The 11814-nt window shown below is 63.0% G+C and carries 9 protein-coding genes; 6 read left to right on the top strand and 3 right to left on the bottom strand.

Annotation, left to right across the window (positions count from 1 at the left end):
* Nucleotides 1–17 precede the first annotated feature (17 nt).
* The 6 genes from FJW04_RS27905 to FJW04_RS27880 all read left to right on the top strand — a co-directional run bounded on the left by FJW04_RS27905 (nt 18) and on the right by FJW04_RS27880 (nt 6091).
* On the top strand, nt 18–1679 hold the full coding sequence (locus FJW04_RS27905; RefSeq protein WP_140717985.1) for an ABC transporter substrate-binding protein: 1662 nt from the start codon (nt 18–20) through the stop codon (nt 1677–1679).
* A 55-nt stretch (nt 1680–1734) separates the two neighbouring features.
* A complete protein-coding gene (locus tag FJW04_RS27900; RefSeq protein WP_015317822.1) occupies nt 1735–2751 on the top strand; it encodes an ABC transporter permease in 1017 nt (338 codons plus the stop codon).
* Nucleotides 2751–3722 (top strand): ABC transporter permease, encoded by a 972-nt coding sequence (locus tag FJW04_RS27895; protein WP_140717983.1) that lies wholly within the window; start codon nt 2751–2753, stop codon nt 3720–3722. Before FJW04_RS27900 ends, FJW04_RS27895 begins: the two co-directional genes overlap by 1 nt.
* Entirely contained in the window at nt 3719–4678 is a 960-nt protein-coding gene (locus FJW04_RS27890; RefSeq protein WP_140717981.1) for an ABC transporter ATP-binding protein, read from the top strand. The genes FJW04_RS27895 and FJW04_RS27890 overlap by 4 nt, the downstream gene beginning before the upstream one ends.
* A gap of 8 nt (nt 4679–4686) precedes the next feature.
* Nucleotides 4687–5670, top strand: coding sequence for a dipeptide ABC transporter ATP-binding protein (locus FJW04_RS27885; RefSeq protein ID WP_140717979.1), 984 nt, complete (start codon nt 4687–4689; stop codon nt 5668–5670).
* Between the two features lie 118 nt (nt 5671–5788).
* Nucleotides 5789–6091, top strand: coding sequence for a DUF982 domain-containing protein (locus tag FJW04_RS27880; RefSeq protein WP_015317826.1), 303 nt, complete (start codon nt 5789–5791; stop codon nt 6089–6091).
* A gap of 94 nt (nt 6092–6185) precedes the next feature.
* On the opposite strand, the gene FJW04_RS27875 is transcribed toward FJW04_RS27880, so the two are convergent.
* The 3 genes from FJW04_RS27875 to FJW04_RS27865 form a co-directional block, all read right to left on the bottom strand.
* Nucleotides 6186–7712 carry an HlyD family type I secretion periplasmic adaptor subunit gene (locus FJW04_RS27875; RefSeq protein WP_140717977.1) on the bottom strand — a complete coding sequence of 509 codons (1527 nt, stop codon included), beginning with the start codon at nt 7710–7712 and terminating at the stop codon, nt 6186–6188.
* 3 nt (nt 7713–7715) lie between these two features.
* Complete coding sequence (locus tag FJW04_RS27870) at nt 7716–9431, bottom strand: type I secretion system permease/ATPase (protein WP_140717975.1); 1716 nt, start codon at nt 9429–9431, stop codon at nt 7716–7718.
* A gap of 113 nt (nt 9432–9544) precedes the next feature.
* Nucleotides 9545–11814: DUF5801 repeats-in-toxin domain-containing protein (locus tag FJW04_RS27865; RefSeq protein WP_246674047.1), on the bottom strand; the 2270-nt coding region annotated here is incomplete at its 5' end.

The following is an 11814-nucleotide window of genomic DNA, read 5'->3' as shown; positions in this document are numbered from 1 at the left end:
AAAAGGGGAACTGCGACATGAAGAAACTGCTCTTGGCGGCCTCAGCCGCGGCATTGCTGGCCGGCTCGTGGCTGGCTCCGGCACAGGCCGAATACCTCAAGGAACATCGCGGCGGCACTATTCGCCTGCTGGCCCGCTCGGCCGCCGGAACGCTCGATCCGCACATCAATTACACCGACCAGGGCTGGCAGATGTATCAGCCGATCTATGACGGGCTGGTCGCCTTCCGCAAGGCCGAGGGCATGGATGGCTTCACCATCGTCCCCGATCTGGCCGAGGCGCTGCCCGAGGTGACCAATGACGGCAAGACCTTCACCTTCAAACTGCGCAAGGGCATCAAGTTCTCCGACGGCAAGGATCTCGGCGTGAAGGACGTCGTTGCTTCCTTCCAGCGCATCTTCAAGGTCTCGGGGCCGACCTCGGGCACCTTCTATGCCGGCATCGTCGGCGCCGACAAATGCCTTGCCGAAACCAAGAGCTGCACGCTGGAAGGCGGCGTTGTCGGCGACGAAGCGGCAGGCACCATTACGTTGAATCTCACCAAGCCGGACGCCGAGATCCTCTACAAGCTTGCGTTGCCGCATGCCGTGGTCCTGCCGGCGGATACGCCTGCGGAAGACATGGGCTCCAAGCCCATCCCCAGCACCGGCGCCTACATGATCTCCGCCTTCGATCCCAACAAGGGCATGACGGTGACCCGCAACCCCAATTTCAAGCAATGGAGCGAGGACGCCCAGCCGGACGGCTATCCTGATGTCGTCCAGTATGATTTCGGCCTCTCCGAGGAAGCTGCCGTCACCGCGATCCAGAACGGGGAAGCCGACTGGATGTTTGACGCGCTGCCCAGCGATCGTCTCGGCGAACTCGGTACCAAGGCCATGGACCAGTTGCATATCTCGCCGCTCTCGGCCTGGTGGTATGCGCCGCTCAACAACCGGCTGGCGCCGTTCGACAATGAAAAGGCGCGGCAGGCCGTTGCCTACGCGGTCGACCGCAACACGCTGGTCAAGCTGTTTGGCGGCAAGGTGCTGGCCTCGCCGGTGTGTCAGGTCCTGCCTCCGGATTTCCCCGGCCACGAAGACTACTGCCCCTTCACCAAGAACCCCGGCGCCAAGTGGTCGGCGCCAGACCTCGACAAGGCAAAGCAGCTCGTCGAGGAATCGGGCACCAAGGGCCAGAAGGTGACCATCATCGTCGAGGACACGGCCATTTCCCGCTCCATCGGCGTCTATCTGCAGAGCGTGCTGACCACCATCGGCTATGTCGCCGACGTCAAGCCGATCTCGTCGAACATCCAGTTCACCTACATCCAGAACACCAACAACAAAGTGCAGATGTCCGTCACCCAATGGTACAAGGACTATCCCGCGGCTTCGGACTTCCTGAACATCCTGTTCAGCTGCGCATCTTTCCGTGAAGGCTCGGACGCATCGATCAACATCGCCGGCTTCTGCGACAAGAATATCGACGCCAAAATGCAGAAGGCATTGGACCTCGGTGTGACCGACCAGAAAGCCGCCGACAAAATGTGGGCCGAAATCGACAGGCAAGTCACGGACAAGGCACCGGCCGTCGGCCTCTTCACGCCGAAGCGGCTTGACTTCGTCAGCAAGCGCGTGGGCAATTTCAAGTTCAACCGGCAGTTCAACTGGATGATCACCCAGTCGTGGGTACAGTAATGGCCTGGGTACAGTAGTGGCCTGGGTGCAGTAACGAACCGCGGAGGGCACGTCCGTGTCGTACCAAGTCGCTGCTGTGCCGCGCAAAACGCGAGGGCCCTGGGCCGTCGCGTTTGCGAAGCTGGCAAGAAACAGGGCCGCCATGGCGTCCCTGGCCGTGTTCCTCGTCATCGTCCTTGCCTGCCTCAGTGCGCCTCTCTACGCGAAATGGGCAGGAACAGACCCCTTCGCCTCGACGCTCGACGCCGTCATTCAGATCGACGGTGCCGACGTTCCGGTGATGGAACAATCGACAGAGGGGCTTGGGCTTGGCTACACGCCGCTCGGCCCGACCTGGCGGGTCGGCAACTATTTCCTCGGTGCCGACAGCCAGGGGCGCGATGTCATGGCCCGGATGCTCTATGGCGGGCTGAGCTCGCTGCTGATCTCCGGGGCCGCGACCATCTTCACGCTGGTCCTCGGCACGGCGGCGGGATTGATCGCGGGGTATTTCGGCGGCGTTACCGACACGGTTCTGTCGCGCTTGCTGGATGTGCTCTGGGCATTTCCGATCTATCTCCTGGCGATTTCGCTTTCCATCGTCACAATTTCGCAGGGCATCTCGATCGGACCGATCGAGATCGAGTCCGGCAGCCTGTGGTTGCCGGTCATCATCATCGGTATCGTCTATATACCCTATGTGGCGCGTCCGATCCGGGGGCAGGTTCTGTCGCTGCGGCACAGCGAGTTCGTGCTGGCCGCGATCAATCTGGGCGTACCGGGATGGCGAATATTGTGGCGCGACATCCTGCCCAACATCACCACCACCCTCATCGTGTTCATACCGCTGATGATGGCGCTGAACATGCTTACCGAATCGGCGCTCTCCTTCCTCTCGATTGGCGTCCAGCCGCCGGCGGCGAGCTGGGGAACCATCATCCAGGACGGGCAGGCGCTGCTTTACACCAGGCCACTCGTGGCGCTGGTGCCGGGCCTGGCGATCGCGATTTCCGTCATGACCCTCAATGTCTTCGGCGACGGCCTGCGCGACGCGCTCGACCCGCGCTCGAAGGTTCGGCTGGGGCGCGACTGATGATCTACGCCATCCTGCGCCGTTTCGGTCAGATGCTGTTCGTGATGTTCGGCATCTCGGTCATCGTCTTCCTGATTTTCTTCGCCACGCCCGGCGCCGACCCCGCGGCCCGTATCGCCGGCCGCAATGCATCGCCCGAAGTGCTCGAGGCGGTACGCCACAGCTTCGGCTTCGACCGGCCGCTCTACGTGCAATATGTGACCATGATGGAGAAGATCTTCGTCACGGGCGATCTGACTTCCTTCGTCAATCGCGGCTGGAAGGTGGTGCCGGCGGTGATGGATTCCATACCCGTCACGCTCTCGCTGGTGTTCGGGGCGGCGATCCTGTGGGTGGTTGTCTCCATCGGCATCGGCATCATCGCCGCCGCCACACGCGACAGTTGGCTGGACAGGCTGCTGATGGCGTTGGGCTTGCTCGGCATTTCCATGCCGGTCTACTGGCTGGGCGAGGTGATGAACCTGATCACCCAGAGCCGCTATCACGACAGCTGGGCGTTTTCCTGGGTGCCGCCGCTTGGCTACAAGAATTTTTCCGACGACCCGAAAGGCTGGTTCCTGACGCTGGTCATACCTTGGATCACGCTCGCCATCCTCTACATCGGCATTTACGGGCGGGTCTTGCGCGCGGCGATCATCGAATCCCTGCAGGAAGACTATATCCGCACGGCCCGCGCCAAGGGCCTTTCGGAGACCCGCATCCTGCTGCGCCATGCCTTGCGCACGTCGCTCATCGCCTTCGTCACCTTGTTCGGTCTCGACTTCGGCGCACTGGTGGGCGGCTCGGCCCTCCTGACCGAAGTGGTGTTCGGGCTGCACGGCATCGGCAAGCTCACCTATGACGCACTGCAGAACCTCGATCTGCCAATGATCATGGCGACGGTGATGTACGCTTCCATGTTCGTGGTGGTCGCCAACGCGGTCGTCGATTTCGTCTACATCCTTCTCGATCCGCGCCTGAGGACATCATGATATTGTCGGTGCGTGATCTCCGTGTATCCTTCCGGACCGATGATGGCCTGGTGGGGGCCATCGATGGTGTTTCCTTCGACCTCGCGGAAAGCGAAATTCTCGGTGTCGTCGGCGAGTCCGGCTCCGGCAAGACCGTGTCGCTGCTTGCGGTGATGGGGCTTATCACCGATCCCAACGCCATCATCGAAGGCTCGATCCGCTACAAGGGTCGCGAGTTGGTCGGACTGCCGCCGCGCGAACTGAGGCACCTGCGGGGCAACGAGATCGCAATGATCTTCCAGGATCCGATGACGGCGCTGACGCCGGTCTACACCATCGGCTGGCAGATCGCCGAACAGATCCGCGCGCATCGCAACGTCAGCAAAACCAAAGCCATGGAGCGCGTGGAGGAACTGCTGGCGGAGGTGAATTTCCCCAATCCGCACGAAGCAATGTCGCGCTATCCGCACCAGCTCTCCGGCGGCATGCGCCAACGGGCGGTGATCGCGATGGCGCTGTCCTGCAACCCGGCGCTGCTGGTGGCGGATGAGCCGACCACGGCGCTCGACGTCACGGTGCAGGCAGGCATTCTCGATCTCGTGCGCAAGCTGCGCGCCACGCACAAATCGGCGGTGGTCTTCATCACCCATGACATGGGCGTGGTCTCCGAACTCGCCGACCGGGTCATGGTGATGTATGCGGGCCGCATCGTGGAACGCGGCAGCCGCACGGAGCTGTTTTCCGACCCGCGACACCCCTATACGCGTGCATTGCTTGGTTCGATCCCGCCGCTGACCGGTGCCAAACCCCGCCGCCTGCCGGCCATTCCCGGGTCTCCGCCATCGCTGCTGCGATTGCCGCAAGGCTGCGCCTTCGGTCCGCGTTGCCCCGTCGGGTACGAGCCCTGCCTAACCGGCAAGCCCGAGCTTGGCGCCGCCACGCACGCGGCGGCCTGTTTCCGGGTGGCGCAGACATGAGCGGACCGATGATCGACAAAGACCGTCCAATCCTCGAAACGCGCGGGCTCGGCAAACGCTTCTCGATCGGCAGCCGTTTTTCCGCGGAGGGCAGGCGAACCGTCCACGCGGTCGACAATGTCTCCCTGACAGTGCGGCGCGGCGAAACCGTTGGATTGGTCGGCGAGTCCGGGTGCGGCAAGTCCACGCTGGCGCGATGCCTGGTCAGGCTCTACGACATTTCGGACGGCAAGCTCCTGTTCGAAGGCGACGACATCACCTCGAAGTCACTGTCTGAACTGAGGCCGCTGCGGCGGCGCCTGCAAATGGTCTTCCAGGACCCGTCGGCCTCGCTCAATCCGCGCCGGCGCGTCGGCGACCTGGTGGCCGAACCGCTGCGCATCCATGGCAGGCTTTCATCGCGCGAGATCGCCAGCCGCGTCGCGGAACTCTTCGACCTCGTCGGACTGTTGCCGGACCATGTCATGCGCTTTCCCCATGAATTCTCGGGCGGGCAGCGCCAGCGTGTCGGCATTGCGCGCGCCATCGCCCTCAATCCCGATCTCGTCGTTCTCGACGAACCTGTCTCCGCGCTCGACGTGTCCGTACAGGCGCAGATCGTCAACCTGCTTGCCGATCTCCAGGAAAAGTTGGACCTCACCTATGTCTTCATCGCCCACGATCTGTCCGTGGTGCGTCAGGTCTCGACCCGCATCGCGGTCATGTATCTCGGCTCGATCGTCGAGGAAGGACCGGCGGAAGAGGTGTTTTCAGCCCCGGCCCACCCTTACAGCCAAGCCTTGATCTCGGCCGTTCCCGTCGTGCAGACGACCAGTGGGACGCGTAAGCGTATTATCCTTACAGGCGACGTACCGAGCCCGCTCAACCCGCCCTCCGGCTGCCGTTTCCACCCCCGATGCCCAATCGCGGTTGAGCGCTGCCGTTCGGAACGGCCGGAGCTGAGAGAGCACCAATCCGGCCGCAAAGCGGCTTGCCACTTCCCGACGGTATAGCCGACCTCATTCCGATCGCCAGAATTTTTAAAAATTCTGTTTCCATATGGAACAAATCGCCAGGCGGGGCGTTTCATAAGGTTCGATCGAGCGCATCTTGATCGACCGGGAGGAAACAATGGACTACCTGCATTTCTTTGCGCCCGTGCGGATATCGCGCGGGCAGGGGCATCCTGTAGAAGAAGTGGATAGTGTTGCCGAGGCGATGGTTTTCTTGCGTAAATGGCCGACGGGACGACGTGGGCCAGTGTATCAGTGCGCGCTGAATTGCTGCTCGGCTGCCCTGTCGGGACAGATGTCGGCGGAGGAAGCCAGAAAGGCGTTCACCGGATTTGCCCGGATCACGCGGCTTCTCGACGATGACATGGCACTGCCGATGGGCAGCGACAGCATGGCGAGCATACACGCGCTGCGGCGATAGCCGCCACGCCCCTCTGCCTCTGGTGGATCGCGCCCCTTACGGGCGCGATGGAGGTTATGCTTGACCCTCGGGGCAGGTCGGCGGGTATCACTTCTCAATTCTCCCTGAACCCACGATTGAGCGAATCGCGAACCGGCGCCAACATATAGTCCAGCAGCGTGTGCTCGCCGGTCAGGATCATGACTTCCGCCGGCATGCCGGGCGATAGATGGATGTCATGCAGATCCCTGAGATCGGCCGCGTCGATCTTGACCTTGGCAAGGAAATAAGGCTCTCCGGTTCTCTCGTCCGTCAGCCGGTCAGCCGAAATCGAGGTCAGCAGGCCATGGATTTGCGGCAGGTGTCTGGTTGGATAGGCCGACAGCACCACACGGGCCGGCATGTCCGGATGCACCACGTCGATATCCGTGGGCTTGATGCGGGAATCGATGATCAGATTGGCCTCGTTCGGGACGATGTCGAGAAGCACCTGACCGCTGGAGATCACGCCCGATTCCGTTGTTACGCGCAGGTTCATCACCGTTCCGGCGATTGGCGCGACGATGTCCGTCCTCGCCAGCACGTCCTGGCGCAAAGGCAATTGGCTGCGCAATTCGGCGAGATCCGTGCGCGCTTTGGCAAGATCCTCGTTGGCGCTCTCGCTATCCTGCTGACGCAGGTTGAGGAGTTGGAACTGGGTCTCGCCGATCTGCTGATCGTTCTTCGCTATCTGCGCCCGGTTCGATGCCTGGTTGGCTCGAATGTCGGCCTGGGAGCGCTGAAGCGCCAATATCCGCGGCAGGCGTTCGAGGCCCTTCCTGTACATCTCCTGCGCGGAGGCGATCTCCTGGTCGATCAGGCCGAGTTGCTCGGCCTCGGCCGCCATGACATCCCTCGCTCCCGTGCTTTGCTCTTCGATCTGCGCGATGCGCTTGTTGAGGATCTGTGTGCGGCCTTCGCGGGTTGCGAGGCGGCTGTCGAGCAGCGCCTGTTCTTCGGCGACCACCTTTCGCGCGCTCTCGCTGTCGATCGAGGTCAGCTCCTTGGGGAAGGTGATCCGGTCCCGACCGGCAAGTTCCGAAACAAGTCGCGCCTCGGTCGCCAGCAGGCGAACATAGCGCCCCTCCAGCTCGTCATATCGCCCTTGCGCATCGGTCGTCTTCAGGCTGATAAGCACTTGGCCGACGCTGACTTTATCGCCCTCCTTAACGTGGATCGCGCCGATGATGCCGCCCTCCAGATGCTGGATGGTCTTACGATAACCTTCGGGGCTGACGACGCCGTTGGCAACGACAGCGCTCGCCAGCAGGGCGACGCTTGACCAAGCAGCGGTGCCGCCTACGAAAAGGATGGCCGAAGCGTAGCCCAGCATTCGCGCCGGCCGCGTCCGCAGCTTCAGATTGCGCCTGCTGGCACGGTAGGCGCGCGAGCGTCGCCGGAGCAATCCCGCAATCAAGAGCAGGAAGAGCGCGCCAGCCACCGCCAGCAACATTATGCGAGACGGCGTGTCGGTCCCATCCAACCAAACCGATACCGCTGTGCTGAGGTCGTTGGCGGAGGCGGTCAGCCTGTCGGTGAGTTCGTGCAAGCTGTCCGTCAGCCGGTTCAGCGTCGTCGAGAAGTCGCCAAATCGATCGCTCATGGCTCACTCCGCTGCGTTCAGTTTCGTTGCCGCGTTGGCAACAAGCTTTTCCCGCAAGGCCGCCGGAACCGGAATGCGCCTGGGCGGTCCGCCGAGCGCGCCGAGCACCTCGTCGCGCGTGCCGAACATCGAAACCGATCCGTCATGGAGGAAGACGACATGATCGGCGGTGCGCAGGAGATTGGTCTGGTGGCTGACGAGAATGACGGTGCGGCCCCGCTCCTTCAGTTGCTGGAGCACGTTGAACAGCGCCACTTCGCCTTCACCGTCCAGGCCGGTGTTCGGTTCGTCGAGAACGATCAGCTGCGGATCGCCGAACAGTGCCCGGGCCAGCGCGATACGCTGGCGCTGGCCGCGCGAAATGCGAGCGCCATGCGGTCCCACTTCGGTCCGGTAGCCGTTCGGCAGCCGCAGGATCATATCATGGATGCCGGCAAGCTGCGCCGCGGCGATGACCGCGTCGCTGTCGACGTCACGCAGGCGCGCGATGTTCTCGCCGATCGTTCCGGGGAACAGCTCGACCTGCTGCGGCAGATAGCCGAGATGCATGCCAAGTTCGTCCGAAGGCCAGTTGCACACCTCCGCGCCATCCAGCCTGACATGGCCGAGCGAAGGCCGCAGCGCGCCGACGATAAGACGACAGAGCGTGGTCTTGCCGGAACCGGACTGGCCGATCACACCGCAGGTCTGGCCCGGCTCAACGCCGAAGCTTATGGCATTGACAAGCGCCTGGGACGTTCCCGGCGCGCAGTAATGCAGGTTCTCGAGCTTCAGCCTGCCTTGTGGGCGGGGCAATGTGACGCCAACCGTTTGCATCGATCTGGTGTCGGCGAAAAGCTTCGTGAGATTGCGGCGCGCGGTTCGCGCGCTGACCAGGCCGCGCCAGGCGCCGATAGAGCGCTCGATCGGCGCCAACGCGCGGCTGAGCAGGATCGAGGCCGCAATCATCGAGCCTGGCGTCAGCTCGCGACGCAGGACGAGATAGGCGCCGAGCCCGAGCACCGCCACTTGGAGCGCTAGGCGAAGCGAACGCGACAAGCTGCCGATGACGGTGGTGCGCCGCAGGAGCCGGGTCTGGATATCCATCAGCGACTGCTGGTTTTCCTCCCAGCGCCGCAGCGCCGGCTCGGACATGCCGAGCGAGCGCAATGTCTCGGCGCCGTCGATAAACTGCCCTACGGCGGTCTGGCTGCGGCGCAGTCCGGCCGCGGCCTCCTGGCTCTTGCGGCGGGTGAGGAAATCATTGGCGAGCGCTGCACAGAACAAAAGCACGGCGCCGGCAAGACCGACCACGCCCAGCGCGGGATGCAGCAACCACATGAACGCCAGGAAGACCGGTGTCCATGGGGCGTCGAGAAAGGTCAGGATGCCGTCGCCGGCGATGAAACTGCGCAGGTCCGCTACGTCCTTCAGGCCGGCTTCGAGGCTGCTGCCGGCGAGCCGCGCGTCCATGGCGCGTTCGATCACCGGAACGCTGAGCTGGTCGTCCAGCCATTGGCTGATATGCCCCAGCATCATACGGCGGGCGTGTTCCAGCATGCCGTAGACGGCGATGGCGCCGACAACGGCCAATGTGAGCCAGAACAATGTGTCGATGGAACCGCTCGACAGTACCCGGTCGTAGATTTGCAGCATGTAAACGGTGCTGGCGAGCAGGAGAAGATTGGAGACCAGGCTGAAGAGGAGGAGGGCGGGGACCTGGTGGCGTGCCAGATGCATTACCTCCTGGAATTGCGGTCTTGGCTGCATCACGGATACCCCACTTCGATGCTTGCCGGCACCCGGCCGGTGTGAAACGGGGACAGCTGATGCCGCCCCCGTCGGGTCTGGTGTCAGGCGATGTCGACAAGGATGTGCTGCATCGCTGTGTGATCGGCGTCCGCGTCCGCCACCTGGAAAGCGAAGTCGAGGTGAGCGTCCGGCGTCTGCGTCACGGTCGAGGTGAAGCCGATATCCGTGATCTTCAGCACGTCGTTGTCGACGGGGTCGAAGTTGACCAGACTGGCGGTCGTGTTGCTCCCACCGCTAGCGCCGGTCGCTCCGTTCAAGTCGATTGCCTGGCCGGTGATGCCGTTGCCGGACTGCATGATCTGAACGCCTTGCAGCGAGTAATGTTCGCCGGCCGCGTTGTAGTCGTTCTGCTCGATGATCACGAGGCCGTCATTGTTGTCGAGTGTGAACTCGCCATTGTAAGGGGCCGGCACCTGACCCTTCTTGAAGATGTCGGAGTTCGAGACATACACGGCCCGTGTGATCTCGTTTGTGCCGTCGGTCAGGTCGAGGATTAGCATCAGGTCTTCGCTGTTGCCGATGCCGTCGAACTTGATGGCCATCGCGCCGGCCGTCGCGGTCGGATCGGTAGCCTCGGTCTGGATGCCGACACTGCTGTCGAAGAACCGCAGGGTAAGCAGTTCGCCTTTCTGGATCGTGTCGCCGGCGACACCGTTAGTGCTCTGGGTGGCAGAAACCCAGGTTTCATTGCTGTTGCTGACCATATCGTGGGTACCGGCCGTCGGCAGCGAGTTGAACGTGGAGTCGCCGGAAGACCCCTCTCCATTATTCGTCAGGCTGAACGGATGGCTTCTGTCGATCAGGTTGCCGGTGAACTGCACGTAAAAGTCTTCGTCGGCCGCCGTGCCCGGGTCATCCGCCTGCAACTTCTCCACCACGATCGGCGGGTGGCCTGCATTGCTCAAGGGCTCCTTGGACAGGAGTTGGCTGGTGTGAATCACGTCGAAAGTGAAGCCTTCGAGTGGGTCGGTCACGGTGATGGCGTAAGTGTCGTTGACCTTGTCGAAGACGAGGGTGCCACCCGCCGTGCCGGTCTGGAGCCCGGCAGCCGAATCCTTGTCGTAGGTGAAGCTGAAGTTGAATGTTGCGGTCGTGTCGGTCTCCGATGCGAGCGTCACATCCGGGGTGAGGACATTGCCGCCGCCACCGCCGACGATCGTGCCGCTCAGCCCGATCTGGACGCCGGCAAGCGCGCCGTTCTGGTCGACAAAGTCGGAACCGCCGCCGGCGTAGAACGCAGTCGGGTGCGCATCGGCGCCGATGTCGTAGCCGAAGGCTCCGGAGGCGGATGCATTCAGCGCGTTGGCCAGGGTCTCGTTCTGGATACCCGCGGTGCCTGGGTCGCCGTCGAACGGCGCGGTGATCGTTGGCGCGTCGTCCTTGAAGATGAGGCTGGTCCCGATATTGACATGGTCCGATGCCTGATCGCCGTCACCATCGGTGATGGTGGCGGTCAAAGTGACGAGATTATCAGCCGCCAAAGTTGTTGCCTGATCCGGTCCGGAGTCGGGCGAATGTATGACCGCACGTTCCTGGTCGAGGGTCACGTTGCCGTCGGCGGCCACGCTCACCGTGAATACCACGGCGCCCGCGGCCGATCCGGCGCGGCCAACCACCTCGCCGCTTTCGACGAAGAGCAGAATCGACAGGCCGCTCAAGGTGTCTGTCAGGCCGCTGACGTTGGTGACCTGATTGATGTCGAGCGTGTAGCTCATGGCACCGCCATCCGCACCGGCATGCGGGGTAAAGACAGCCGCGAAATCGGCGGCGTTGCTGCCGAGGCTCGACTCGTCGACGGTTAGCGTCGGCTCGGTGCCGGTCGTCGATATGCTCGGCCCGTCATCGTGGAAGTTGAGGTTCTGGCCGATGTTGAGCGTTGCCGACTGGTGGTCGCCGTCCTTGTCGGTAACGGTTGCGGTGAGCTTGACCAGGTTGTCGGCGGAAAGCGTGGCATTGTCATTGGGGTCGTTGGAGTCCGAGTGGACCAAGGCACGTATCTGGTCGAGGGTGACGTTGCCGCTGGCATCGACGGATACCGTGAAGACGAGGTCGCTGGTGCCGGAGGTGCGGCCCTCGACGACGCCGCCGGCAGTGACCGACAGCACGACCTCCTGGTTGGTCGCAGTGTCGATCAACCCGGTCGAGCCGGCCGTGACGGCGAGCGCATAGGTGACCGCTCCGGCGCCGTCGGCGCCGTAGACCGGGCTGAAGTTGGCGGCAAAGCTCTTGGTGTCGTCGGTCCCAAGAACCGTCTCGTCGACGGTTAGCGTCGGCTCGGTGCCGGTCGTCGATATGCTCGGCCCGTCATCGT

Origin of the sequence: Mesorhizobium sp. B2-7-3 (assembly GCF_006440715.1) — a bacterium.
Taxonomy (GTDB): domain Bacteria; phylum Pseudomonadota; class Alphaproteobacteria; order Rhizobiales; family Rhizobiaceae; genus Mesorhizobium; species Mesorhizobium australicum.
Note: the sequence above shows the minus strand (reverse complement) of the source record. Positions and strands in the feature narration are given on the sequence as shown.

Bases quoted from the DNA above. Each gene is read 5' to 3' on its own strand.
- FJW04_RS27905 (WP_140717985.1), top strand. From the start codon at position 18: ATGAAGAAACTGCTCTTGGCGGCCTCAGCCGCGGCATTGCTGGCCGGC.
- FJW04_RS27895 (WP_140717983.1), top strand. From the start codon at position 2,751: ATGATCTACGCCATCCTGCGCCGTTTCGGTCAGATGCTGTTCGTGATG.
- FJW04_RS27890 (WP_140717981.1), top strand. From the start codon at position 3,719: ATGATATTGTCGGTGCGTGATCTCCGTGTATCCTTCCGGACCGATGAT.
- FJW04_RS27885 (WP_140717979.1), top strand. From the start codon at position 4,687: ATGATCGACAAAGACCGTCCAATCCTCGAAACGCGCGGGCTCGGCAAA.
- FJW04_RS27880 (WP_015317826.1), top strand. From the start codon at position 5,789: ATGGACTACCTGCATTTCTTTGCGCCCGTGCGGATATCGCGCGGGCAG.
- FJW04_RS27875 (WP_140717977.1), bottom strand. From the start codon at position 7,712: ATGAGCGATCGATTTGGCGACTTCTCGACGACGCTGAACCGGCTGACG.
- FJW04_RS27870 (WP_140717975.1), bottom strand. From the start codon at position 9,431: ATGCATCTGGCACGCCACCAGGTCCCCGCCCTCCTCCTCTTCAGCCTG.